Origin of the sequence: Tistrella sp., assembly GCF_002684955.1 — a bacterium.
Classification (GTDB): domain Bacteria; phylum Pseudomonadota; class Alphaproteobacteria; order Tistrellales; family Tistrellaceae; genus Tistrella; species Tistrella mobilis.
This window is the reverse complement of record NZ_NYWI01000007.1, coordinates 1-25,207: the sequence shown is the minus strand read 5'-3', so window position 1 is coordinate 25,207 and position 25,207 is coordinate 1. Positions and strand designations below refer to the sequence as shown.

Annotated in this window: 19 protein-coding genes and 1 pseudogene; 10 read left to right on the top strand and 10 right to left on the bottom strand. The window is 61.7% G+C overall.

Annotation, left to right across the window (positions count from 1 at the left end; genetic code table 11):
* The first annotated feature begins 147 nt into the window (after nt 1-147).
* Nucleotides 148-366 carry a helix-turn-helix domain-containing protein gene (locus CMO28_RS01780; protein WP_296708675.1) on the top strand — a complete coding sequence of 73 codons (219 nt, stop codon included), beginning with the start codon at nt 148-150 and terminating at the stop codon, nt 364-366.
* 405 nt (nt 367-771) lie between these two features.
* Here CMO28_RS01780 and CMO28_RS01775 read toward each other — a convergent pair whose 3' ends face one another.
* The 8 genes from CMO28_RS01775 to CMO28_RS01740 form a co-directional block, all read right to left on the bottom strand.
* Nucleotides 772-1,251: a DUF411 domain-containing protein gene (locus CMO28_RS01775; RefSeq protein WP_296708672.1), complete on the bottom strand. Its 480-nt coding sequence runs from the start codon at nt 1,249-1,251 to the stop codon at nt 772-774.
* Nucleotides 1,252-1,287: 36 nt separating this feature from the next.
* Nucleotides 1,288-3,621: a heavy metal translocating P-type ATPase gene (locus tag CMO28_RS01770; RefSeq protein WP_296708669.1), complete on the bottom strand. Its 2,334-nt coding sequence runs from the start codon at nt 3,619-3,621 to the stop codon at nt 1,288-1,290.
* A 67-nt stretch (nt 3,622-3,688) separates the two neighbouring features.
* The gene (locus CMO28_RS01765) at nt 3,689-4,999 is read right to left on the bottom strand and encodes an APC family permease (RefSeq protein ID WP_296708667.1); all 1,311 of its coding nucleotides are present in this window, start codon (nt 4,997-4,999) and stop codon (nt 3,689-3,691) included.
* Complete coding sequence (locus tag CMO28_RS01760) at nt 4,996-5,670, bottom strand: TVP38/TMEM64 family protein (protein ID WP_296708662.1); 675 nt, start codon at nt 5,668-5,670, stop codon at nt 4,996-4,998. The genes CMO28_RS01765 and CMO28_RS01760 overlap by 4 nt, the downstream gene beginning before the upstream one ends.
* A 1-nt stretch (nt 5,671) precedes the next feature.
* Nucleotides 5,672-6,058, bottom strand: coding sequence for a DUF302 domain-containing protein (locus tag CMO28_RS01755; RefSeq protein WP_296708659.1), 387 nt, complete (start codon nt 6,056-6,058; stop codon nt 5,672-5,674).
* 16 nt (nt 6,059-6,074) lie between these two features.
* On the bottom strand, nt 6,075-6,203 hold the full coding sequence (locus CMO28_RS01750) for a hypothetical protein (RefSeq protein ID WP_296708656.1): 129 nt from the start codon (nt 6,201-6,203) through the stop codon (nt 6,075-6,077).
* Between the two features lie 123 nt (nt 6,204-6,326).
* Nucleotides 6,327-7,853: a multicopper oxidase family protein gene (locus CMO28_RS01745; protein ID WP_296708655.1), complete on the bottom strand. Its 1,527-nt coding sequence runs from the start codon at nt 7,851-7,853 to the stop codon at nt 6,327-6,329.
* A 72-nt stretch (nt 7,854-7,925) separates the two neighbouring features.
* Nucleotides 7,926-8,291 (bottom strand): hypothetical protein, encoded by a 366-nt coding sequence (locus CMO28_RS01740; RefSeq protein ID WP_296708654.1) that lies wholly within the window; start codon nt 8,289-8,291, stop codon nt 7,926-7,928.
* A 166-nt stretch (nt 8,292-8,457) separates the two neighbouring features.
* On the opposite strand from CMO28_RS01740, the gene CMO28_RS01735 reads away from it, so the two are divergent.
* A complete protein-coding gene (locus tag CMO28_RS01735; RefSeq protein WP_296708650.1) occupies nt 8,458-8,868 on the top strand; it encodes a c-type cytochrome in 411 nt (136 codons plus the stop codon).
* Nucleotides 8,869-8,901: 33 nt separating this feature from the next.
* Here the strand turns inward: CMO28_RS01735 and CMO28_RS29840 are convergent.
* Nucleotides 8,902-9,034, bottom strand: a pseudogene (locus CMO28_RS29840) (glutaredoxin); the annotation flags it as partial.
* 242 nt (nt 9,035-9,276) lie between these two features.
* Nucleotides 9,277-9,600 (bottom strand): DUF736 domain-containing protein, encoded by a 324-nt coding sequence (locus tag CMO28_RS01730; RefSeq protein ID WP_296708647.1) that lies wholly within the window; start codon nt 9,598-9,600, stop codon nt 9,277-9,279.
* A gap of 491 nt (nt 9,601-10,091) precedes the next feature.
* Between CMO28_RS01730 and istA the strand changes: the two genes are divergently transcribed.
* From istA to CMO28_RS01690, 8 genes are all read left to right on the top strand, one after another.
* Nucleotides 10,092-11,585, top strand: a complete 1,494-nt coding sequence (istA, locus tag CMO28_RS01725) for an IS21 family transposase (RefSeq protein ID WP_296708644.1) — start codon at nt 10,092-10,094, stop codon at nt 11,583-11,585.
* Nucleotides 11,582-12,352 (top strand): IS21-like element helper ATPase IstB, encoded by a 771-nt coding sequence (gene istB, locus CMO28_RS01720; RefSeq protein ID WP_296707843.1) that lies wholly within the window; start codon nt 11,582-11,584, stop codon nt 12,350-12,352. The genes istA and istB overlap by 4 nt, the downstream gene beginning before the upstream one ends.
* A 164-nt stretch (nt 12,353-12,516) precedes the next feature.
* Nucleotides 12,517-14,952, top strand: coding sequence for a DEAD/DEAH box helicase family protein (locus CMO28_RS01715; protein ID WP_296708642.1), 2,436 nt, complete (start codon nt 12,517-12,519; stop codon nt 14,950-14,952).
* 6 nt (nt 14,953-14,958) lie between these two features.
* Nucleotides 14,959-16,101, top strand: a complete 1,143-nt coding sequence (locus CMO28_RS01710) for a metallophosphoesterase family protein (protein WP_296708639.1) — start codon at nt 14,959-14,961, stop codon at nt 16,099-16,101.
* Nucleotides 16,098-18,809, top strand: a complete 2,712-nt coding sequence (locus CMO28_RS01705) for an AAA family ATPase (RefSeq protein ID WP_296708636.1) — start codon at nt 16,098-16,100, stop codon at nt 18,807-18,809. The genes CMO28_RS01710 and CMO28_RS01705 overlap by 4 nt, the downstream gene beginning before the upstream one ends.
* A 99-nt stretch (nt 18,810-18,908) precedes the next feature.
* Nucleotides 18,909-21,605 (top strand): AAA family ATPase, encoded by a 2,697-nt coding sequence (locus CMO28_RS01700; protein ID WP_296708634.1) that lies wholly within the window; start codon nt 18,909-18,911, stop codon nt 21,603-21,605.
* A gap of 254 nt (nt 21,606-21,859) precedes the next feature.
* Nucleotides 21,860-23,398, top strand: a complete 1,539-nt coding sequence (locus CMO28_RS01695) for a Fic family protein (RefSeq protein WP_296708631.1) — start codon at nt 21,860-21,862, stop codon at nt 23,396-23,398.
* 107 nt (nt 23,399-23,505) lie between these two features.
* On the top strand, nt 23,506-25,197 hold the full coding sequence (locus tag CMO28_RS01690) for an ATP-dependent nuclease (protein WP_296708628.1): 1,692 nt from the start codon (nt 23,506-23,508) through the stop codon (nt 25,195-25,197).
* Nucleotides 25,198-25,207 lie beyond the last annotated feature (10 nt).

The window sequence follows — 25,207 nt, the reverse complement described above, 5'->3', positions numbered from 1 at the left end:
ACCTCCTACAGTCACGAATACGCACGCCAGAACTACGACTTCTCTATTCGGACCAACCGGATAGCGTGGTTTCCCACACTCCCCAGCGGTTCATTTACATACTATAGTTGATAAACTCAAAGTATGTAAATCGCGATCTTCCTGCGCATGGATATGCGCAAACTGGTCGGCCGGAACTTCGCCCGCCTGCGTCGGGAGAAAGGCCTGACCCAGGAAGATGTCGAAGCACGTTCCGGTTTCAGCCAGCAGTACCTGAGCAGCCTGGAACGCGGCCGTAGGAATCCGACTGTGATCACGTTATACGAACTGGCCCAAGCCCTCGGCGTCAGCCACGTCGATCTGGTCGAGCCCGGCGACAAGGTTTGAGCGGCACACCCGCGAGGATCAGCTTCTCTTCGTGTCGGCACAAGACCGCCACAGGATGGGATCAGCGGAAGCGGCGGGACAATTTAACTTGCGACATCACCTCGGCCTCGGCCTCGGCGGTCAAGTCGTATATGCGCGCTCGCCGTTCCCCGTCCCCTTGCGGGGAGGTGCCTCGACCTGAATTGAACCCAGTCGAAGTCCGTTTCGTCGATCCACATGCGATGGAGGATCACGGCGATTTTGCGCGCCAACGCGGTGATCGCCTTCTTGTGGCCTCGGCGCCCCGAGATCCGTCCGTTGCGATCAACTTCGCAGGATTGTTGACTCTTTCAGTCGTTCTTCGTTGCACAACGACGACATTGTGCCGTTGTGCAACCTTCGCTGGCCAGCCGGCGGACCCAGGACTCAAGCGGCGGCGTAGTGGGAGAAGACGTCCGTGCTGCCATTCCGACGGATCAGGAACACGTCGTAGGCCTCGCGCTCGTTCTCGGGCCCCATGCCGGGCGATCCATAGGGCATACCGGGCACCGCGAGGCCCACTGCGTCAGGGCGCTCGCCCAGCAGGCGGCGAATGTCGGCCACAGGGACGTGACCCTCGATCATGTAGCCCTCGACCCGCGCAGTATGGCAGGAGGCCATCTCCTGCGGGATGCCACTGTCCAGCTTGTAGCGCATGAGCGCGGTCCCGGCACTCTGCTCGGTCGTGACCGCGAAACCATCACTTTCCAGGATCTCGATCCAGGCCGAGCAGCAGCCACAATTCGGATCCTTCATCACATGGATTGCCGGTCCGGCGCCTTGCGCCAGCGCCGCCAAGGGCGATGCAGCCAGCATTGCCGCTCCGCCGATCAGGAGCGTGCGGCGGGAAAAACTGTCTTGGATCATCTGATTTTCCTTTCGAGATTGCATGTGTGTGGCAAGTCAGAGATCGACCCGTCTGAGCCGCAAGGCGTTGGTGATCACCGAGACGGAGGACAGGCTCATCGCCGCCGCCGCGATCATCGGCGAAAGCAGAAGGCCGGTAACGGGGTAGAGCAGCCCGGCCGCGATGGGGACGCCAAGCGCGTTGTAGGCGAAGGCGAAGAAAAGGTTCTGCTTGATGTTGCGCAGGGTGGCGCGGGCCAGTTTCCGAGCGCGGACGATGCCCATCAGGTCACCGCCCAGCAGGGTGATGCCTGCGCTTTCCATCGCAACATCGGCCCCGGTGCCCATGGCGATGCCGACATCGGCGGCGGCTAGCGCGGGCGCGTCGTTCACCCCGTCGCCCGCCATGGCGATCTTGTGGCCGTCGCGGCGCAACTGGTCGATCAGGTCCTTCTTGGCCTCGGGCAGGATGCCCGCCCGCACTTCGTCGATGCCGAGCTTGCCCGCCACCGCCTGCGCCGTGCGTTCATTGTCGCCCGTGGCCATGATCACCCGTAGCCCCTGCGCGTGCAGTTCGCGGATAGCCTGAGCCGTCGAGTCCTTTATCGGGTCGGCGACCGCCACGATGCCGACGAGCGCGCCATCGAGCGCGATGAACATCGCCGTCTTGCCCTCGGCCCGCAGGATGTCGGCCTCTGCCTCGGCCTGCGTGGAGTCGAGCCCCATCTCCTTCATCATTGCCGTATTGCCGAGCGCCACGGCACGGCCGCCAACCCTGCCGTGCACGCCCTTGCCTGTGACTGCTTCGAAGTCCTTGGCCTCTTGACGCGGCGCACCCTGCGCCTCGGCGCCCTCGACGATCGCCTCGGCGAGCGGGTGTTCAGAGCCGCGCTCCAGAGCTGCGGCCAGCGACAGCAGATCCGTCTCGGTCAGATCTCCAAGCGCGACCGTATCCGTCAGTTTCGGCTTGCCCATGGTCAGTGTGCCGGTCTTGTCCACGATCAGCGTGTCGACCCCCGCCATGCGTTCCAGCGCCTCGGCGTCCTTGATCAGCACACCCGCTTGTGCGCCGCGCCCCGCTGCCGTGGTGATCGAGATCGGCGTAGCCAGCCCGAGCGCACAGGGGCAGGCGATGATCAACACCGACACAGCAGACGCGATGGCGAAGACAAGCGCGGGCTCGGGGCCAACGGTCAGCCAGACGACGAAAGCGACAATGGCGATGGCCACCACAGTCGGCACGAACACCGCCGACACCCGGTCGGCCAAACCCTGGATAGGTGCGCGGGACCGGCGCGCGTTCGACACCATCGCCACGATCTGCGCCAGCACGGTATCGGACCCGACTTTGCCGGCCTCGATCACGAGGGAGCCGTTCTTGTTGATCGTGGCGCCGGTCACTGCATCGCCCGGGCCTTTTTCGACCGGCATAGACTCGCCGGTCAGCATGCTTTCATCGAGCGATGAGCGGCCCTCGATCACGGTGCCGTCGACAGGGACGGCATCGCCCGGGCGCACGCGAAGCCGATCGCCCTCCATGATGTTCTCGAGCGGCGCGTCGTATTCGGTGCCGTCCGGCAGGATCCGTCGCGCAGTCTTCGGCGCGAGGTCCAGAAGCGCGCGGATCGCGTCGCCGGTGCGCTCGCGGGCGCGCAGCTCGAGAACCTGGCCCACGAAGACCAGCGCCACGATCACGACCGCCGCCTCGAAGTAGGTGCCGACGCCATGGCCCATCCGGTACTGTTCCGGAAACACGCCCGGCAGGAAGGTGGCGACGATCGAGTAAAGGTAGGCCGCCGCAACGCCGATGCTGATCAGGGTCCACATGTTTGGACTGCGGTTCACGATCGAATCCCAGCCGCGCCGGAAGAATGGCAGCGCCGCCCAGAGGATGATCGGCGTGGCCAGCACGAATTCCAGATAGCTGGCCGTCTGGTGCCCGATCCAGTCGCGCACCGGCAGCGCCACCAGTTCGCCCATCGTCAGGATGATGAGCGGCACCGCCGCGGCAGCCGAGATCCACATTCGGCGGGTGAAGTCGGTCAATTCCTCGCTGGGCTCGTCCGAGGGCACCATCGGCTCGAGCGCCATGCCGCAGATCGGGCAGGAACCCGGCGCATCGCGAACGATCTCGGGATGCATCGGACAGGTGTACTGGACGTTGGCCGGAACAGCCTTCTTCTGTCCGGCGGCGCGGCCGGAAGCATAGAACCACGGATCCGCCTTGAACTTCGTCTGGCACTTCTCCGAGCAGAAATGGAAGGTCTCGCCCTGGAACTCGGCGTGACGTCCGTCCGGCTTGACCGCGACCGTCATCCCGCAGACCGGATCCTTCGTCGTCTCCGTCCCCGCCGGGATGTCAGGCGCCCCGTGATGATGATCGTGCTCCATGGTCTGCCAGCCTTTCGGTCTCTCGTTTCAGCTTGCTGCTTCCACTCGTTGGAAGCTCAAGCCCATTTTAGTGATGGTCGTGAGCGCCTTCCCGGACCGGATTGTGCGCCAGGAACACCCCCACGAAAAGGAACACCAGCGCCATGCCGATGAGGGCAAGAACGACGATCAGCGGATCGGACCGCCACTTCATGGCGGCGAATGCGCTCAGAACCACAGCGTCGAGCGTAATCGCCGTCAACAGGACCCAGCCCCGCGCCCCGATGTCGTGGCGGAGATGCCTGTAGACCCCCCAGTGAATGATGATGTCCATCACGAGGTAGAAGAAAGCTCCGAGCGAGGCGATGCGGCTGAGATCGAAGAAGATCGTCAGGAAGCCCGCAATCACGACGGTATAGACCAGCGTGTGGTCCTTGATCGTGCCTGGCATCCCGAAATGGCTGTGTGGGATCATCTTCATGTCCGTCAGCATCGCCAGCATCCGCGAGACTGCGAACACGCTGGCGATCAGACCCGAGGCAGTGGCCACCAGCGCCAGCGCCACCGTCAGGTAGAAGCCGGTCTGCCCGAGGGCGGGCTGGGCCGCTTCAGCCAGCGCATAGTCCTTCGCCGCCACGATGCGGTCGAGCGGCAGGCTGGAGCCGACGGCGAAGGCGACCAGCAGATAGACGACGACGCAGATGGCGATGGCGAGGACGATGGCCCGGCCCACATTGCGGTGCGGGTCGGTGACCTCGGCGCCGCTGTTGGTGATGGTCGTGAACCCCTTGAAGGCGAGGATGGACAGCGCGAGCGACGCGACGAACCCGCTTGCGCTAGAATCTCCGGCCGACGCCTCGAACGAGATGCCGCTGGCCCACAGACCGGCCGCCCCGAACAGCGCGATGCCGCCCACCTTGAGAACAGCCATAACGATGGAGAACAGCCCGACCGACCGGCTGCCCGAGACGTTCACGAGCCAGGCGAGGACGATCAGCCCGACGCCGAGGATTGGCACCAGCACGCTGTCCGGATCGCTGCCGAACGCCCGCAGCGTGTAGGTGCCGAAGGTACGCGCGACGAGGCTTTCGTTGATGACCATCGACAGCGCCATCAGTAGGGCGGCGCCCGCCGCGACCGTCGTCGGTCCGTAGGCCTTCTTCAGGATCATCCCGATGCCGCCGGCAGAGGGATAGGCGTTCGACATCTTGATGTAGGTATAGGCGCTGAAGGCGGTCACGATGGCGCCCACGACGAATGAGAGCGGGAAGAGCGGTCCGGCAAGCTCGGCGATCTGTCCGGTCAAGGCGAAGATGCCCGCGCCGATCATCACACCCGTTCCCATGGCCACCGCGCCAGGAAGGGTAATGCTGTTCCTCTCGTAATCGCTTTTCGTCATGGATTTTCCTTTTCCGGCCTTTTCCTCATCGCCACCCAGAGCAGCGGCAAGCCCGTCACAAGGCCGAGGCCGAGAACTGCCCAAGTCGCCCGGCCGAGGTCTCCGCTCACCGCTTCCCCTCCGAAATGGGCGAGCAGGAAGCTTGCCGGGACAATGCCGGCCAGTGTCGCGAGGGCGAACCGCCACGCGTGCAGGCGGCTGAGCCCGGCGGCGTAGCTGATCATGTCGAAGGACACGAAGGGCATCAGGCGACTGGCGAACACCGTCGCGGTCAACGCGGTCTGCGATCCGAGCAGCCCGCCATCGACACGGTCACCGAATACGCGCCGCAGGACATCATGCCCCAGAACCCGCGCGAGGCCGAACGCGATCAGCGCACCGAGTTCCGCGCCGATCACGACCTGCACCGTCCCCCATAGATGCCCGTAGGCCGCCCCGGCGGCCAACGCGATGGGCGCGCTCGGGATTGGGCTGGCGACGACCGCCAGGGTCATGAGCGCGACGACAAGGATCGGCCCCCAGAGACCCGCGCGCGCGACAAGCATGTCCAGGCGCTCGCCGTCCATCAGGCCGTGCAGATCGGCGAATACTGCAGGCGCGAACTGCCAGATACCGAGCATGGCGATCCCGAGGATCGCCATCGCCACGAGAATGATTGCGCGCAGGCCCATCTCAGACGGCCGCGACGGCCTTCGCCAGAAGGTCGCGCACCTCACCGGCGACCGCCGCCAGTTCGGCGTTGTCGATCGCCTGCATCGATGCCACCGGGTCGATGGCGCTGACCTCCACGCCGCCCTCGACTTCGCGCAGGATCACGTTGCAGGGCAGCATCGCGCCCACACGCGGCTCGATCCCGATGGCCTGATGCGCCATCTTCGGATTGCAGACGCCGAGGATGCGATAGGCAGGCATCTCGACATCGAGCTTCTTCTTCATCGTCGCCTTGACGTCGATTTCGGTCAGGACACCGAAGCCATGGTCCGCCAGAGCTGCTCGCGCGCGCTCATCGACATCGTCGATGCCGGTGTCCGGGATCATGCGATTGATTGTGTAAGCCATTGAGAAGTCCTTTCTTCTATTTCCGAAGATATTTGACCAGCGCTGCTATCGCCAAAACCACCAGTGCAAGGATCAGCAGGCCGAAGAGCCAGCCAAATCCCATTCCGAAACCCATTCCGGAGCCCATGTCGTTCCAGTTCATCATCTCATCCTCCTGATTTTCACCCGTAGGGTACGCCTTTTGATCGGCCCTCACGACAACATGGGGCAGGACAGCTGGGGTCGGTTCCGGCACGTCGGGGCGCCCTGTCCGGACGCCCCACCTGGGTCAGGCTGATGCCGTGACCGCGAACTCGGTCATCATGCCGGTCGCAAGGTGCGGCATGTGATGGCAATGCAGCATCCAGCGCGCAGCCTCGCCGGCGTCGAGGGCGACATCGACCATCGCCATCGGCGGCACGTGAACCGTGTCGCGCAGGGCCCCGGCGACGCGGCGCCCGTTCAGGCCGACGACCTGGAACACATGCCCGTGCAGATGCATCGGGTGGGCCATCATCGACATGTTGTGGAACGACAGAACGACCCGCTCGCCGCTGCGCGCGATGATCGGCTGGTGCTGGCCCCAGATCGCCCCATTGATCGTCCAGACATAGGGCTGCATCGAGCCGCCAAGCATCAGAACATGGCTGCGTTCCACAGGTCGATCCGGCAAGGCATCCAGCGCAATGAGGCGTGCCTCCTGCGCAAGACCGGCGTCGAAAGCGGGTGCTTCGGACTCCGCCACGGCATCCAGGCGCCGGACCTCGGCACCCCGCGAGGCAAGGATCAGGCCGGTGCGCTCCCGCGCGCCTTCGCGCAGGGCGAGGATCGGCCAGGCGCCACCTTCGTTCGGCAGGTCGATCTCGATGTCCAGCCGCTGGCCCATCGCCAGCCCGAACCGCGTGCCCGGGACAGGCTGGACGGCGTGCCCGTCCACCGCGACCAGTCGCGCCTCTACTCCACCGGTTTCGATCCAGAACGCTGTCGCCGCGGCGGCATTGATGACCCGAAGCAGGATGCCCCCGCCATGCTCGACCTGCACCACCTCGGGGTCCGAAAGGGTCCGGTCGTTGGCGAGATAGGCGTCCCAGTCGTAATCGTTCAGGTCCATGGCCATGCCGCCCATCATCCCGCCCATACCGGACATGTTGCCCATCGGCATGCCGCCCATGGCGCCGTGCCCCATGGCACCATGATTCATGCCCTGCATCGCCCCCATGCCTTCCATGGGCGCACCTTGATCGGGCAGCGCAGAGGGACCGGCGCCATCGCCGACATGACCCCCGCTAATCTCCGCCAGCACTTCCTCGGGGGCCCTGAAGGAGAAGTCATGCAGGAACATCACGACCTCTTGCCGGTCGGCGACGATATCCTCTTGCGAGCGCACGATCAGCGGCGCGGCCAGCAGCTGCATTTCCTGGGTAGGTACGTGGCTGTGCATCCAGTGTGTGCCCGGCCGCGCCTCGAAATCATAGGATCGAGTCTCGCCCGCCGCGAGTAGCGGCATCGGCATGTCGGGCACACCATCCTGAGCATTTGGCGGAATCTGGCCGTGCCAGTGGATTATCGTGCCCACGTCGAGATCGTTGGTCAGATCGACACGGAACTTCTGGCCGGGGTCGAGGACAAGCCCCTGACCGCCGGGACCGGCAAGACCGAAGACCGTGGCCGCGCGCCCGTTAATGTCGAGCGTCCGGGTTGCAGCGGAGAGGCTGATTGGGGCCACGGTCTGCGCGAAGGCAAGACGGGGCATATGTGCCGCACCAATGGCGGCAGCACTTGCGGCGAGAAAGCCGCGTCGCGACAGGGTGTTCATGGTCGTCTCCTCGGGACATCCGTCCCGTTCATCAATGCCGATGGGACGCCGCGGGCGTCGGCCCCGGCGCGATCAGAGGAGACGGAACTTGGGAGGTCGTTCGTTCAGTCCTGGTGGATGGCCGACGTGGCTTGCCTCGAACGGGAAGTCATGGCTGACGGGACCGTAGGCGTGTCCAGCTTCTCCGACTGGCGATGTCAGGAAGGCCGAAAGACCCGCGCAGACGAACTCGCACATCCCGGCATCGGCCGATCCACAGTGCTGTTCACCTTCACAAACCGGCTGGGCAAGGCCGGGAGAGTGCATCATCTCGCCGACATGGATCGCGTGCTCCGGACTGAATTTCATGTTCATGCGCGCCGCATGCACAGGGGCCACCGTTGTCACCACGGTGATCGCAAGTATGGCTAGCATGGTGACGAGACGGGCGATCATCATTCAAAGATAGGCATTGCTCACGAGAATGTCTATTGCCGTGGCGCGCCTCACCGCTGGCACAACGTGGTCTCGGCGGGACGCGACTGATATTTCGCAGTGATCGGGGATAGACGTCTTGGGAAAAACTCTCCGAAATACTGCCGGGATCGGCCTGGTTGTCGGAGGCGTGATCCTTGCGATCTTTACCGGCTGGCTTCATGCCGGTACCGCATCCAACTCCGTCGCGTCGGCAGAGGTCATCGCGCAAGGACGGCAGATCTATGCAGATCAGTGCGCCGCCTGCCACGGCGCTGATCTGGAGGGCCAGCCCGACTGGCGTACACAGCTTCCCTCCGGCCGATCGCCCGCACCGCCGCATGACGAGACCGGCCATACGTGGCACCATCCCGACGAGGTCCTGTTCCGCATCGTCAAGGAGGGTACCGCCGCCATCGTCGGTGGCGGATACGAGAGTGACATGCCCGGCTTCGCAGACGTGTTGAGCGACGCGGAGATCCGCGCCGTTCTCGACTTCATCAAGAGCACATGGCCGGAACGCGAACGGGCCTACCAGGAGAACGTGTCGCAGGCGAACTGACTCTCGCCTTGACCGGCGAGCTACCCTAGGCAGAGCGATCCAGATCGTCATGGCAATCATAATCAGGTTCTCGGTCAGGGAGAAGAAGCCGAGCGGCACGTTGCTCGATCCGCCGACCCGGCGCATCGCGCTTTTCGATGTAGACCGCCTTGAAGACCGAAACCGCACTCCGCTTTGGCCCAAGTGGAGGTACTTATCCTGCAGAATCGTGCCGACGACTGTGTCGCGGAAGCCATCCTCAAGCGATCCAGAGGCGCAGCGGCAGAAGTTTCGCGAAATCGCCGGCCCTCTTACAAGGTCCGTCCGTTCAAAGGCAGCCAGAAATAGCATGCCAAATACCCGATCTATTCTAGTCGTTCTCGGCGGCGTTGGCCCCGCCCGGTGTTGCCGGGCGGGACTCGCGCGGGTTCAGTCGCCATTGCGGCGGCTGGGGCGGGACCAGATGAGGCTGTAGCCGTCGCCGTCCTCGTCGTTGAAGAGGTTGGCGTAGATCGGGGCGGTGAAGCTCGGATCGTCGAGCTTGAGGCCGAGATAATCGCGGCCCTCGTTCGACTGCTTGGACCAGGCGGCCCCGATTTCGGCGCGGCCGACCAGGACCCGGTGGCTGGGAGCGTTCTCGCTGGTCTGGTTGGTCTCCGGGACGATGCGAACGTTCTTGGCCTGGACGTTGAGGGTGACGATTTCGCCGGTGTATTCGTTGCCGGACTTCTTGAAGGTGCCGATGGTCGCCATGAATCAGTCTCCTTGATCTTGAGTTCGAGCCCGCACCATGCGGCCTCGATGGCGATCGGCAGGCCGGAGGCGATCGACGGCGCATCGCNTGCGACCGCAGCGTCAGCGNAGGATGGCGATCCGGCGGGNTTCTTGNCTCGCGAGGAATGNCGGCGNAGCCGGCAGGGGAAGAAACNNGACGGGCGCCATTGCGCCATAGGCGATCGAGGCGCAGCCGGTCTTCGGCCAGATCAGCCCATTGAAGAGGCCGTTTGGAGCGGTCGGCTCTCGGGGATCGTTCAAGGAGACAGTGGCGACACCGTGCGCTCAATCTCTTGGCCGGCGAAGGGACACAAATCGTCTGCTGCCCTGCAGGCCAGTTCGCTTCGTATGAGAACGGCGGTGAGAAAGTCGACCACGGTAGCGGCGGGATAGTCCCGCTGCGGGCGGCGTAAAAGTCGTCCACTTTTCCCTTTTCTGCGTGGCGCAGGGAGGGACGAGGGATCTACACCGTGGAATTATATCTGAAGGTTCGCGTGGCTTGCGACAGGGGCATGAGCCAACGCGAGGCAGCAAGGCATTTTGGCATATCGCGCGACACGGTTCGCAAGATGATGGCGTATTCGGTTCCGCCCGGCTATCGGCGGCAGGCTCCGGTGCGACGCCCGAAGCTGGACGCGTTCATCCCGATCATCGATCAGTGGCTTGAGGCGGACCGTGCGGTCCCGCGCAAGCAGCGTCATACGGCCAAGCGCGTTTTTGATCGCCTTCGTGACGAACATGGGTTTACCGGCGGCTACACGATCATCAAGGACTACATGCGCGACCGGGCGCGGCGCGGCCAGGAGATGTTCGTGCCGCTGGCGCATCCGCCAGGCCATGCGCAGGCCGATTTCGGCGAGGCGACTGTGGTGATCGGCGGCGTGGAGCAGAAGGCGCACTTCTTCGTGCTCGATCTGCCGCACAGCGATGCGTGCTATGTTCACGCCTATCCTGCGGCGGTGGCCGAAGCGTGGGTGGACGGCCATATCCATGCCTTCGCCTTCTTCGGGGCTGTGCCGCAGTCGATCGTCTACGACAACGACCGCTGCCTGGTGGCGAAGATTCTGCCCGACGGCACGCGCAAGCGGGCGGCGCTGTTCAGCGGCTTTCTGTCCCACTACCTGATCCGGGACCGCTATGGCCGGCCCGGCAAGGGCAATGACAAGGGCAGCGTCGAAGGACTGGTCGGCTATGCGCGGCGCAACTTCATGGTGCCGATCCCGCGCTTTGCATCGTGGGACGCGTTCAACCTGTGGCTCGAGGAGCAGTGCCGCAAGCGCCAGGGTGACCGGCTGCGCGGCGAGAGCGAGACGATCGGCGAACGCTTGCTGCGCGATCTGGCGGCGATGCGCCCGCTGCCGGCATCGCCCTTCGAGGCCTGCGACCAGGCCAGCGGTCGGGTCACTTCGCAGGCGCTGGTGCGCTACAGAACCAACGACTACTCCGTTCCGGTCGCCTTCGGCCACCAGGACGTCTGGATCCGTGGCTATGTCGACGCGGTGGTGATCGGCTGCGGCGGGGAGATCATTGCCCGCCATCCGCGCAGCTATGCGCGCGAAGAGGTTGTCTTCGATCCGCTGCATTACCTGCCGCTGATCGAGCAGAAGATCAACGCGCTCGACCAGGCGGCCCCCTTGCAGGGCTGGGAACTGCCGGAGGCGTTCACGACACTGCGCCGTCTCATGGAGGCGCGGATGGGCAAACAGGGCCGGCGCGCCTATGTGCAGGTGCTGCGCCTGATGGAAAGCTTCGATCTGGCCGACCTGCACGCAGCCGTGAAGCAGGCGCTGCATCTGGGCGCCATCAGCTTCGATGCCGTGAAGCACCTCGTCCTGTGCCGGGCCGAGCGCAGGCCGCCCAGGCTGGACCTCGACATCTATCCCTATCTGCCCAGAGCCACTGTCGAGAAGACGTCGGCCAAGGCCTATATGCGCCTGCTGGACCGTGAGGAGGAACCGGCATGAGCAGCGATGCTCCCGAACTCCTGCTCGCTCATCACCTCAAGACCTTGAAGCTGCCGACCTTCCTGCGCGAGCACCAGAAGCTTGCCCGGCAATGCGCGGTCGAGGGCGTGGATCATGTTCGCTATCTTGCCAGGCTGGTCGAGCTGGAACTGATCGACCGGGAACGCAGGATGGTCGAGCGCCGCATCAAGGCTGCGAAGTTCCCGGCCGCCAAGAGCCTCGACAGCTTCGACTTCGCCGCCATCCCGAAGCTCAACAAGATGCTGGTGCTGGAACTGGCGCGCTGCGAATGGATCGAAAGGCGCGAGAACGTCATCGCGCTCGGGCCCAGCGGCACGGGCAAGACCCATGTTGCGATCGGTCTCGGGCTGGCGGCCTGCCAGAAGGGATTGTCCGTGGGCTTCACCACGGCCGCCGCGCTCGTCAGCGAGATGATGGAGGCGCGCGACGAACGCCGCTTACTGCGCTTCCAGAAGCAGATGGCCGGCTACAAGCTGCTCATCATCGACGAGTTGGGCTTTGTGCCGCTGTCAAAGACCGGAGCGGAGCTGCTGTTCGAACTGGTCTCCCAGCGTTACGAACGCGGATCGACGCTGATCACCAGCAATCTGCCCTTCGACGAATGGACCGAAACCTTCGGGTCCGAGCGCCTCACAGGCGCGCTCCTTGACCGCCTGACCCACCACGTCAGCATCCTCGAGATGAATGGCGACAGCTATCGCCTCGCGCAAAGCAGGGCCCGAAAAACCGACGCCGTCACCCCATAAGAACGCCGACGCCGCATTCGGGAAACTCTGGTCGGGCTACGCCCTCCCGACGTTCCCCGAATGCGCCGCCAAGTGGCCTACTTTTGCGCCGCCCAATGGCCTGGTTTTGCTCCGCCGTTGACAGGTTCAAGGAGCCGCACCTGCTGCCGCAGACCGACGGCACGATGGCCGAGTTCCAGTATTTCTTCGCACAGCGCGAAGCGCTGGAGACGATTATCTATCTTTATGACGTTGTCGGCGTGAAGGACAAATTCGACCTCATGCGCTTCGACAGCTCCGGCGCAGTGTCGGCGGGCATGTTCGATGAGACGTGGCGGCGTTTTGTCCTCAAGATGGCGACCGGCACCGGCAAAACCAAGGTGATGAGCCTCGCGCTGGCATGGAGTTTCTTTCACAAGCTCTATGAGCCGGAGTCCAGGCTCTCGCGCAATTTCCTTGTGATCGCCCCCAACATCATCGTGCTGGATCGCATCTATCACGATTTTCAAGGGTTGCGCATCTTCTTCGACGATCCGGTTTTGCCCGACAACGGTTTTGACGGGCAGAACTGGCGGGATGATTTTCAGCTCACCCTGCACAAGCAGGATGAGGTGCGCGTCACCCAGCCCACCGGCAACATATTCCTGACCAATATCCACCGCGTCTATTCAGGCGACGATATCCCGCCGTCGCCTGACGATGAGAACACAATGGATTATTTCTTCGGCAAGCGTCCGACGGGAGCGACCACGGATTCGAGCGTGGACCTTGGCATGATCGTGCGCGACATAGACGAGCTGATGGTGCTCAACGACGAGGCGCATCACATCCATGACTCGAAGCTGGCCTGGTTCAAATCCATTGAGGACATCCACAACAGGCTCTTGCAGAAGGGCGGGGCGCTTGCGCTGCAAGTCGATGTTACGGCTACGCCCAAGCATAACAATGGTGCCATCTTCGTACAGACCGTGTCCGACTATCCGCTGGTCGAGGCGATCTCGCAGAATGTGGTCAAGCACCCGGTCCTGCCGGACGCCGCCAGCCGGGCCAAATTGTCCGAACGGCAGAGCGCCAAATATACCGAGAAGTACGCCGACTATATCGATCTTGGTGTGATCGAGTGGCGCAAGGCGTATGCCGAGCATGAGAAGCTGGGCAAGAAAGCCATCCTGTTCGTGATGACCGACGACACCAAGAACTGCGACGACGTGGCCGAGTATCTGGAAGGCGGCTATCCTGATCTGAAGGACGCTGTTCTGGTCATCCACACCAAGAACAACGGTGAGATTTCCGAGGCGCAGACCGGCAAGGCGAAGGAAGAGCTGGATAAGCTGCGCGAGCAGTCCAACAGGATCGACGAACCCGACAGCCCCTACAAGGCGATCGTCTCGGTGCTTATGCTCAAGGAAGGCTGGGACGTGCGCAACGTCACCACCATTGTCGGCCTGCGTGCCTATTCAGCCAAGAGCAATATCCTGCCCGAACAGACTCTCGGTCGCGGTCTGCGCAAGATGTATCCCGGCGGACTGGAAGAATATGTCAGCGTCGTCGGCACGGACGCGTTCATGGATTTTGTGGAATCTATCCAGGCCGAGGGCGTGGAACTTGAACGCACTGCGATGGGTGAAGGGACAAAGCCAAAGACACCGCTTGTCGTCGAGATCGACAGCGAGAACGACAAGAAGGACCTCGACGCGCTGGACATCGAGATACCGGTGCTTACGCCCCGCATTTACCGTGAATACAAGAATCTTGCCGATTTGGATATCAGCGCCATGGGGCACGAGCGAGTGCCCTACCGGCAATTCAGTGAGGAAGAGCAGCGGGAGATCGTCTTCAAGGACATCACCACCGGCGAGGTCACCCACACAACGATCCTCGATACGGCGGGCGCAGCCGACTACCGGAGTGTCCTTGGCTATTTTGCCCAGACCGTAATGAAGGAACTGCGGCTGGTCAGTGGCTATGACGTACTGTTCGGTAAGATCAAGACGTTCGTGCAGTCGGAATTATTCGACCAGGCCGTCGATCTTGAACATCCCAACACGCTGCGCAATCTGTCGGAACTTGCAGCGACCAAAACACTGATCGAAACCTTCAAGAAGACCATCAACGCCCTGACCGTGCGGGACAAGGGCGATGCCGAAATCCGTGACACGATCAAGCTGCGCCAGACGCGGCCTTTCGTCGTGAAGGACCAGGGCTATCTCATTCCGAAAAAGAGCGTGTTCAACCGTGTCATAGGCGACAGCCATCTTGAGCTTCAGTTCGCGAGCTTCCTGGAAAACTGCCCCGACGTGGTGTCCTACGCGAAGAACTATCTCGCGGTCCACTTCAAACTCGACTACGTAAACGCTGACGGCAATATCTCGAATTACTATCCCGACTTTCTCGTCAAGCTCGATGACAAAAACATCGTCATTGTCGAAACCAAGGGTCAGGAAGATCTCGACGTGCCTTTGAAGACCGCGCGCCTCAGGCAATGGTGTGAGGATATCAACCGGGTGCAGTCGGACGTGAACTATGACTTCGTCTTCGTGGACGAAGAGGGTTTCACGAGCTACAGCCCCAAATCCTTCGCCGACCTTGTCGCGAATTTCCGCCAGTACAAGGATGAATAAGACGGAATGACGCTGCGCCTCATACATACGTCGGACTGGCAAATCGGGAAGGTGTTCCGCTTTGTCGATAACGTGACGATGGGACTGCTTCAGGACGCGCGTTTGCGGGCGATCACGCGCCTTGGCGAACTGGCTGCGGAGAAGGGCGCGCAGCACGTACTCGTCGCCGGCGATGTCTATGACATGGAAGCCTTGTCGCCGCGTTCGCTCAACCAGCCCCTTGAACGCATGCGCAATTTTGACGGCGTGCACTGGCACCTGATGCCGGGCAATCACGATCATTACCGTCCGAACGGGCTTTGGGACCAGCTCCGGCGCAAGGGCCTGCCCGGCAATGTGCATATTCATGCCGCGCCGGAGCCTGCAATCTTTGGGGATGACTCGTTCGCGCTTTTACCGGCGCCACTGCACCATCGGCGCATGCTGGAAGACCCAACCGCTTATATGGATGACGCGGACCTGTCTGACGAGTTGGTGCGCGTAGGGCTTGCCCACGGCACCATCACCGGCTTCGGGTCTGACGACAAGGATGTGCCCAACTATATCGCCCCGGACCGCCCCGCGCGGGCCGGCCTGTCTTATCTCGCCCTTGGCGACTGGCACGGGCAGAAGAAAATCAATGACCGCTGTTGGTACAGCGGCACGCCGGAATCGGACGCCTTTGATGTGATCGACGGCGGTCAGGCCCTTCTTATTGAAATAGAGGGACCGGGAACGGCGCCGAAGGTGACCCCGCTGGCGACCGGCCACTATACGTGGGAGCGCCTCGCGGAGCAGATCGGCAGTAGGGCCGATATCGACCATCTTGCTGAAAAGCTGCGGGGCGTCGATGGCGACCTTGACCGCGTGCTGATCCATCTGGCGGTTGAGGGCGCGTTGTCCCTTGAGGATCGCCGGTATTTCCAGGAGCAAATCGTTGACGGTGTCTCGGCGGCGTTCTGCTTTATGCGTGTTGATGACCGCCGCCTGTTCCCGCGTCCCACACCCGAGGACCTTGATCAGATTGATCGGGGTGGATTTGTCCGCGCCGCCGCCGACGAACTCCAGCGATTGACCGAAGAGGGTGACGACGCCGAGCGCGGCATCGCCGCCGAAGCGCTGCAACGGCTCTATATCGAGCACATGAAGCTTGATGCGGGGCAGCGATGAAACTGCGCTCCCTTGCTCTCAACCAGTTCAAGAAATTCACGGTGCCGACGCGGCTTGACGATATCGAGGACGACTTGAATGTCGTGGTCGGCCCTAATGAAATGGGTAAATCGACCTTGCTTGATGCGTTGCGCGCGGCGCTCTTTGAGAAATACAGCTCAAAGGCCCAACCGATCGTCGCTTTGCAGAATGACCGCAACCAGGCCGGGCCGGTTGTCGAACTGGCATTTGAGCTGGATGACGGCGTGTACCGGGTAACGAAGCGGTTTGTGAAAAAGCCCTATGCCCGCCTGTCATGTCCGGACGGGCGCACGCTTGAAGGCGATGCCGCCGAGGAAATGCTGCGCAGTCTCCTTGGTTTTGACGAAGCCGGCAAGACGGGTGCAAAGGCGGAAACGCTCGGCATGTGGAATGTCCTGTGGGTCCAGCAGGGGCAGTCCTTCGGTGCGCTTGATCTTCCCGAAAGTGCGCGATCGAACCTGCACAGCGCCCTTGAAGCGGAAGTCGGCACCGTCCTCGGCGGCCGGCGCGGACGGGCCTTGCCGCAGGCAATCGAGAAGCAGCTTGGCGAACTGGTCACTGCGGGCAACGGCCGCCCGCGTGGTGCGTATAGGGACCTAATCGAGAACGCCGAAACGCTTCAAAGCGAACTTGACGGCTTAAGCACTCGCCGGCAGGACCTGGCCAAAACGCTTGATGACCTTGAAGAAGCGCAGGAAACGCTGACGCGCCTGTTGACCGGTGACCGCGATCAGGTCGATCAGACCGAACTTGCCAAAGCGCGCAAGAGGCACGGGCAGCTCGCCGAGCTGGAAGGGCGCATTGCAGCGGCGGCCAGTGACCTGGAACTGAAGAAGCGTAATCTTGAACAGGCCGAAAAGGTGCAAACGGAACGTGCCGGCCTGAAGGACACTATTGCCGCTGAAGAAGAGGCCGTTGATCGGGCCCGTCAGCGGCTGGAAGATGTGCGCCGGCAGGAAAAGGACGCCCGTGCGCAACTGGAGACATCGCGGACCGGAGTGCGTGAAGCCGAGGCCGCGGTCACTGCGGCTGATGAAGTCGTTTCACGACAGCGCCGTACGATGGATGCCGTGGATAGGCACGTCCGGATTCGTGAGCTGGAGAGCCGCCTCGCCAAAGCGCAGGCGGCCGAAAAGCGGCAGCGCGAAGCCCAGCAGAGCGCGGCCGCAATTCTGGTTACGGACGATGTCATAGAGGCGATCCGTAGCGCGGCGAAAGGGCTTGGAACAATCGAAAGCCGCCTGAGCGCCGCCGCCACCCGGATCGCTTTCGATATGAGCCCGGACGAAATGTCGGGCATCGAAATCGACGGCCGGGCGCTGCCGGCCGGGCAGCGTTCGGTGCAGGCCATTGAGCCGATGACGATCGCGATTCCCGACCGTGGACGGATTACAATCGAGCCGGTCATTCAGGATCGAAACAAGTTACTCAATCAACAGCGCGACGCGAAAGCCAGGCTGAAGGAGGCGCTGCAGGCGGGTGGCGCCAAGAATGTGAATGACGCTGAAAATCAATACACCCGGCGCGGAAAGCTATTGCAGGCGGCAGAGTTAGCCCGGCAGGAGGCAGAACTGCATGCCCCAGCCACAGACGATCATGATGCGGGAGCGCAGGCGCTTTCCGACTATATCGATGGTCTCCGAAAAATCCTGGCGCGGGAGATGGATGAACTCGACATCGAGGAATTGCCGGAGCATGCCGAAGCCGAATCCGCGCTACGGGACGCTGTTGAGCAGGCCGACGAGGCGCGCGGCTCTGTAAATAGCGCGCGAGCTGCGCTTGGCGGTCCGGAGGACAATTTAGGCCAGCTTCAAACCGAACTCGGCACTGTCAAGGCACGGTATGATGACGGCACGGAACGACTCGAAACGCTTCGCCGCCAGCTTACGGGCGCGGAAAATGAGCTTTCTGACGATCAGCTTCAGAAAAACATAGACGCTGCGCAGGCCGAGCTGTCTGAACAGGAGGCCGCCGTCGCGACGCTGGAGGCCCAGCGTACGGACGAAACAGTTCCGCAGTTGGAGGCCCGCATCGCCCGCCTTGACAAGGCCATCCAGGACAGGCGCGAAAAGCGCGGCAATCTCAAGGAGAAGATCGCCGGACTCCGGTCGCATGTGGAAGCGCTGGAAGGCGTCGGCCTTGATGAGGCCATTCAGCAAAAAGCGCGAGAGCTGGAATTTTGCGAGGAAGAACGGCGCCGGTCTGAATGCGAGGTGCAGGTTCTCAGCCTTTTGCTGTCAACGCTGCGCGCCGCTGAGCAGGACGCCAAGGAACGGTATCTGTCGCCGGTGCTCAATCGCGTCCGGCCCTACCTGCAGCTTCTGTTTCCGGGCGCGGAAATCACAATTGACGAAAATTTGCGCATCGTCGGCGTGGTCAGAGACGCGGGCTATGAGGAAGCCTTTCATCATCTCAGCATGGGAACCCAAGAACAGATTGCCGTTCTGATCCGGCTCGCATTTGCAGAAATGCTGGTCGAACAGGGTCATCCGGCAACCGTCATTCTCGATGATGCGCTTGTGTTCTCGGACGACCGGCGGATGAGCCGCATGTTTGACATCCTCAATATGGCGGCCCGGAACGTCCAGGTGGTTATTTTTACGTGCAGGGAGCAACTGTTTGAAGAGCTCGGGGGGCGCCAGTTGTCGTTACAGCCTGGAACCAGCGAAGAACTGGTATCGGCGTGATTATGAAAGAGGGGTATTGAGTCGTGAAAAGTTCTTCAGTCTTTACCCCAAACCTGATTTTTGTCGTCGAATTATGCACCGCACATGGGGAGCGATCCGATGGCATTTGAGCAATTGCTTGAATGGACGGCCAATCGGCCCGAATGGCAGCAGGATGCCTTGCGCCGGCTCGCACAATCGGGCGACCTCACAGATAATGACCTTTTGGAATTGCGGCTTCAGATCGAGAATTCTGCCGGCTTACCTGTTGAGAATGTGCCCGCGCCGGTCCCCCTTGCAGCAGGGCATCTAAGCGAGGCGGCCAGCAATCAGCCAAAAACCGTACTCGCCTCACTTGGCCCAGTTCAACGTGTTGATCGTTTGGCCGGCGACCAGCCGCCGCTGCGGTTCGCCGTTAACGGTGTCACACTTATCTACGGTGCCAATGCTTCCGGAAAGAGCGGGTACTGCCGTATCACAAAGCAGTTGTGCCGTTCATTAAGTCCCGGCGAACTCCGCGGCAATGTTTATGACGAGAACCAGGGCGAAGCGCCAGAGATCGCAGTGGCATTCCGCGTCGGAGATGACGATCAGCCAAAGCAGGACATGATTTGGGCGGGTGACGCACAGCCCCCGGCAGAACTGGCCCGTATCTCCGTTTTCGACACGGCGAGTGCCAGAGTCTATGTGGACAAGAAGCGGAAGATCGAGTTTCTGCCATACGAACTCGATCTGTTGAACAAGCTCGGGCTTGGGTGCCGCGCCCTCGATCAAGGATTCAGAGAGCGGGAGGCGACGGCAAATGCCGCTGTCAACACGCCCTTGCCGACCGGCTATACGGAAGGAACGACCGTTCACGCGGTCATTGCCAAGCTCGTTACAACGACCGCTCTCGACCAGCTTCCAAGCGAACAGGAGTTGCGTGCACTCGGATCATGGACGGAAGAAAAACAGGCCGAACTCGACCGCGTAGCGGAAACGCTGAGCAATGATCCGGCTGCCTTGATGCGGCTGCGGACTACTGCGAAGCAAGCCCTTGAAACCATCAAAGAAGAAGTCTCGAAAGCCGTCAATAATGTTGGCGATCCCGCGATTCTGGATATCCGCAGCAAACAGCAGGACGCGCAAACGAAGGCGACGGCCGCCGAAGCGGCAGCAAAAGACATGTTTCGCGATCAGCCGATTCCCGAACTGGGATCGGAAGTTTGGCGGCAGATGCTTATATATGCCCGCGATTTCGCGACATCGGTCTTTACCGACAAGGACCCGCCACAGCTTGCGACCGGTGGAATTTGCGTTCTGTGCCAGCAAGAATTGGACGAGGAAGCCGTCCAGCGGATGACCGCGTTCGACAGCTATATTGCAGGACGCGCGGCTGAGGAAAGCGCCGCCGCCGCACGCATCTTCGAGGATCTTCGAGGAACGGTTTTGGCGCTCACCCTGAGAGGGAAACGTGAAATAGACACGCTGCTCGCCGGATACGCAGACTTGAGCGATGCCACAAAGCAAAATGCGACCGTTATCTCTGCCTTTATTGAAAAGGCCGGGGAGAGGCTGGAAACCGTCAAAAGAATCCTGAGGGAGAGCACCTATGACGAGTTGGACACCCTGGAGCCGTTACCCGCTTCCCCGGCGCAGCTCATTGATGACGACATCGTCCGTCTTGAGCAGGAAATAGCCCAATTAGAAGACGTAGAGCGGGACGAGAACGCCATCGCCAAGCTCAGGGTGCGGCACGCCGAACTGTCCGACCAGAAACGTCTGAGCGAAGAAATCGAAATCATTGTCGAACGACGGAACAAGCTTGAAGAGCGCCACCGCCTAGGTACATGCCGCAGTGAATGCCGGCTTACGGCTATCACCCGCCGTATCACCGATCGGCGCCGCGAAATCCTGACCCCCGCACTCAAAACCGCATTAGATAACGAGTTGAAGACATTGCGGCTCACGCATATTCCACTGAACCTGGCAGATCGCGGCGATGCCGCCGAGAGCGTCGTCGAGGTCGCCCTGACCGCGCAGCAGCGCATTGCCAATAACAGCGACGTGCTGAGCGAAGGGGAGCAACGTGCCCTGGCGCTCGCCTGTTTTCTAGCCGAGCTGGGAGAACTCGGTCACAATCACGGCATCATTGTCGATGATCCCGTTTCTTCCCTGGACCATACGCGCATGCAGGCCGTTGCCGAACGGCTGGCCGAAGAGGCAGCGAAGGGGCGGCAAGTCATTGTGTTTACGCACAACATACTTTTTCACCACATGCTGCGGACGGAAACCCGGCGTGCTCGGATTGCCTGTCACAACGAGTGGATGAGCAGTTTAGGCAATGACCAGTTTGGTATCATTGACGATTCACGCAAACCGCGTCAGATGAAAAGCGTTCCTGAGCGGCTACAAGAGATCGATCGGGACCTTCAGGCATTGATCGACGCCGGGTACGATCATGCCGACGAAAAATTTCGTTCGCCTGTTGTCGGCCTCTATACGCAAATGCGCGACACATGGGAGCGCGTCGTAGAAGATATCCTGTTCAATCGGGTTGTTCAGCGCTTTCGCCCGGAGATCATGACGCAGCGCCTCGGAGAAGCCTGCATCAATCCTGAATCCGACTATCCGGTAATCTTTGAGGGCATGAAGCGCTGTTCCCACTATTCAGGCCATGATCCAGCAGAAGACCTGCCCCCCGAACTTCCCGAGCCGGAACATATCCGTGGTGACTTTGATGAACTGAAAGGGTTTTTCGACGCGGCAAACGAACGCCGGAGAAAGCTGAGAAAAGCGCGGGCGTATGAGGAAGGCCCGGAACCGGTCCTCCTTTAGGAGCAACAGATCGGCCTGTCGTGTCGAACCACGGCTTCGCCAAGCTTTCAGCGGCCCAAACGCCACCTAACCCCCAAGCCGTTTTGGTCCGCTCGGGCGTACGGTAATGCCTTTGGCTTTCGCGTCATGGACTTGCGACGGTACGGCACGATTTACGTGTAATCGCACAGCGTCATTGACTTGTGATGGTAAATCATTGTATACTTGTGATCGTGCGGCATGATTAACTTGTATCAGTGCGTGGATGGGCCGGTATGGTCACACCGAATGAGAAACTCGCGGCGTCGCTGGCGCAGCTTCAGAAGCTTCAGAAAGACGGACGGCGGGTCTTCCGCTCCGGCGAGCTGACGCGCGTTCACCGCGAGCGGCTGGTCGGCAGCGGCTTCCTGCGCGAGGTGATGAAGGGCTGGCTGATTTCGTCCAGCCCGGATGCCGATCCCGGCGATACGACGCCGTGGTTCGCCTCGTTCTGGGAGTTCTGCGCGGCCTATTGCAGCTTTCGTTTCGCGGCGGACTGGCACCTGTCGCCCGAGCAGTCCCTGCTACTCCATGCCGAAAACACCGTCATCCCGCAGCAGGTCATCATCTATACGCCCAAGGGTGCCAACAACACGGTCGATCTGTTGTTCGGCACGTCTTTGTACGATCTGCGGCAGAAGGAGATGCCGCCGGATGCCGATCTTGTGACGCGGGACGGGCTGCGGCTCTTCGTGCCGGAAGCGGCCCTGGTCCGCGTGCCGGAAGCGTTTTTTGAGCGCTATCCGGTCGAGGCGCAGGTCGTACTCTCCGGCATCCGCGATGCGTCCGATATTCTGGGTCGGCTGCTCGACGGCGGGCATTCCGTCGTGGCCGGTCGGCTGGCCGGCGCCTTTCGCCGGATCGGCCGCGCTGAGGTAGCCGACGAGATAGTGCGTGTCATGAAACGCGCCGGTTACGCCGTGCGTGAATCCGATCCATTCGAGGCGGAGCAGGCGTTCGGCACGCTGAGCCGGGCGCAGGCGCCGATTGTCGGGCGGCTGCAATCGCTGTGGGAAACCATGCGTGAGCCGGTGCGGGCGGCGTTTCCGGACGCGCCCGGCCTGCCGAAAGACACCAAAGCGTATCTGTCCTTTGTTGACGACATCTATCAGAACGATGCCTATCACTCGCTGTCGATCGAGGGTTACCGCGTTACGCCGGAGCTGATTGAGCAGGTGAGGGCGGGCGACTGGGACCCTGAAAATCACGACGCCGACCGGCAGAGCCGTGATGCGCTCGCCGCGCGCGGCTACTGGCAGGCGTTCCGGCTTGTGCGGTCGGCGGTCGGCGAGATTATTGGCGGCGGCGCAGCGGGCGCGCTGGTGCGCACCGCGCACCGCGACTGGTATGGTGAGCTGTTTCAGCCCTGTGTGGCGGCGGGCCTGATCGCGCCGTCAGCCCTGGCCGGCTATCGCAACGATGCGGTCTATCTGCGGGGCTCGCGTCATGTGCCGCCGCGGCATGAAGCCGTTCGTGATGCCATGCCGGCCCTGTTCGATCTGCTGGAGCAGGAGCGCGAACCGGCCGTGCGCGCGGTGCTTGGGCACTGGCTGTTCGGTTATATCCATCCGTATCCGGACGGCAACGGCCGTATGGCGCGCTTTGTTATGAATGCGATGCTCGCCTCGGGCGGTTATCCGTGGACCGTCATCCGGGTTGAGGACCGGGACGCCTACTTGGCAGCGCTGGAGAGCGCCAGCATCGATCAGGATATCGCGCCGTTCGCGCAGTTCGTGGCCGAGCGGGTGCAGTGGTCACTGGAGCAGGCGGCATAGATGTGTGGTGAGAATCGTGCGGTAAACAAGAGTAAAGTAACCACGCTAATGATCGTATTCAGCAGGTGTTAAGGAGCGTATGTTGACCTAACAAGAAAGGCTGATCGTTGAGAATCAGACATATTGAGATCAGGAACTTCCGCGGCATCAAATCCCTTTCCTGGCATGTAAAGGGTGATTTTTGCTGCATCATCGGGCCGGGCGACACCTGCAAAACCACGATCCTGACAGCGTTTGATTATGCTCTTTCGCCCCGCACGTCGCTGTCATTCGAAGACTCCGACTTCTTCGCTCAGGATGTCGATCAGGACATTGTTGTCCAGGTCACGCTGACGGATTGGGACGAGACGCAGCCCGGCATCCGCAAATTCTTTCAGGAAAGCAAATTCGCACAGTATAAGTGCGGCCTCGATTATACGGGGCCACTGGCTGAGCCGCAGGAAGGCGGCCCAGTCGCTGTTTCTGTTTCCCTGCGCGTCGACAGGAGCCTTGAACCGAAGTGGTTTGTCGTCAAAGGACGCGATGAAGGCGAGGCCACTGAAAGAAAGTCGCTTTATGCTGCCGACCGCGGTGCCTTGGGACTGAGCCGCCTTGATACGTATTCCGACTATCACTTTACGTGGGGCCGTAACACCATTCTGACGCGCCTCAGCGCGGATAACGAGGGCAATCTCGGCGCCTTGCTTTCCGGCTTGGCCCGCGAGATGCGTCAGGGCGATATCTCGGGCCATGAGAGTATCGCTGAGTGCCAGGGCGTGGCCGACACGATCAAGCAGGAATCCGGTGATGCCGGCGTCAAGCTGACGGGGCTTTCGCCAAAGATCGACATTCAGCGCCGGTCCATGACGGCCGGGGCTCTTTCTTTACACGAGGACAATGTCCCGGTGCGCAACAAAGGCAGCGGGACCAAAAAGCTCGTCGCTGCCGCCATGCAGATGAAGCTGCATGGCGGCAAGAACATTTCGCTGATCGATGAAATCGAGGTCGGCCTTGAGCCGCACCGCATCAGGGGATTGATCTACAGGCTGCAAAATACGGGGCAGCAGATTTTCACGACCACGCATTCACCGGTCGTCATAAGGGAACTGGATGTTGCCAAGGACGAACTGTACGTTTGCCGGCGCGATGCGGCTGGAACGGTCAGTCTCGACAGCCTTGCGGTCGTGCCCGCCATCCAGGGACCGGTCCGCAACAATGCCGAAGCGTTTCTCGGCAGCAAGATCGTGGCCTGCGAAGGCCCTACGGAAATGGGCTGTCTCCGTGCCTACGACCAGTATCGTTTCAAAGGCGGCAGCACACCTGTCTGGAGCCTGGCCACTTCGTATTTCAACGCCGGCAGCGGCGGCCAGATAAAGGTCGTTTGTCCGAAGCTTCACGCGCTCGGCTACCGCACAGCGGCCTTCTGCGATAACGACGCGCAGGACCAACTTAGCGGTGCCGAAGTGGCTCGATTGCGCGCGGCGGCAATCCACGTTTGCCAATGGGACGCCGGTAATTCGACGGAACGGCAGCTTTTCCATGATCTGCCCTGGACGCACATTCCCGGTCTTCTGACGACCATCGCGGACAGTCACAGGACGCTTGACCACGCCACGATCATCGATTGCGTCATAAAAGAGCCACGCGTCATAGCTCAAGACCTGGGCACCGATCCGGCCGCCTGGCCGGAGAGCCCTCTTCTCAGGCAGGTCATGGGCGAACTGGCCCACGAGTGTCAACGGCGGAGCAAAACCAGGCCATTGGGCGGCGCAAAAGTAGGCCACTTGGCGGCGCATTCGGGGAACGTCGGGAGGGCGTAGCCCGACCAGA

Coding starts and splice junctions, on each gene's coding strand:
- CMO28_RS01780 (WP_296708675.1), top strand. CDS start 148: ATGGATATGCGCAAACTGGTCGGCCGGAACTTCGCCCGCCTGCGTCGG.
- CMO28_RS01775 (WP_296708672.1), bottom strand. CDS start 1,251: ATGATCCAAGACAGTTTTTCCCGCCGCACGCTCCTGATCGGCGGAGCG.
- CMO28_RS01770 (WP_296708669.1), bottom strand. CDS start 3,621: ATGGAGCACGATCATCATCACGGGGCGCCTGACATCCCGGCGGGGACG.
- CMO28_RS01765 (WP_296708667.1), bottom strand. CDS start 4,999: ATGACGAAAAGCGATTACGAGAGGAACAGCATTACCCTTCCTGGCGCG.
- CMO28_RS01760 (WP_296708662.1), bottom strand. CDS start 5,670: ATGGGCCTGCGCGCAATCATTCTCGTGGCGATGGCGATCCTCGGGATC.
- CMO28_RS01755 (WP_296708659.1), bottom strand. CDS start 6,058: ATGGCTTACACAATCAATCGCATGATCCCGGACACCGGCATCGACGAT.
- CMO28_RS01750 (WP_296708656.1), bottom strand. CDS start 6,203: ATGATGAACTGGAACGACATGGGCTCCGGAATGGGTTTCGGAATGGGA.
- CMO28_RS01745 (WP_296708655.1), bottom strand. CDS start 7,853: ATGAACACCCTGTCGCGACGCGGCTTTCTCGCCGCAAGTGCTGCCGCC.
- CMO28_RS01740 (WP_296708654.1), bottom strand. CDS start 8,291: ATGATGATCGCCCGTCTCGTCACCATGCTAGCCATACTTGCGATCACC.
- CMO28_RS01730 (WP_296708647.1), bottom strand. CDS start 9,600: ATGGCGACCATCGGCACCTTCAAGAAGTCCGGCAACGAATACACCGGC.
- istB (WP_296707843.1), top strand. CDS start 11,582: ATGAGCAGCGATGCTCCCGAACTCCTGCTCGCTCATCACCTCAAGACC.
- CMO28_RS01715 (WP_296708642.1), top strand. CDS start 12,517: ATGGCCGAGTTCCAGTATTTCTTCGCACAGCGCGAAGCGCTGGAGACG.
- CMO28_RS01710 (WP_296708639.1), top strand. CDS start 14,959: ATGACGCTGCGCCTCATACATACGTCGGACTGGCAAATCGGGAAGGTG.
- CMO28_RS01705 (WP_296708636.1), top strand. CDS start 16,098: ATGAAACTGCGCTCCCTTGCTCTCAACCAGTTCAAGAAATTCACGGTG.
- CMO28_RS01700 (WP_296708634.1), top strand. CDS start 18,909: ATGGCATTTGAGCAATTGCTTGAATGGACGGCCAATCGGCCCGAATGG.
- CMO28_RS01695 (WP_296708631.1), top strand. CDS start 21,860: ATGGTCACACCGAATGAGAAACTCGCGGCGTCGCTGGCGCAGCTTCAG.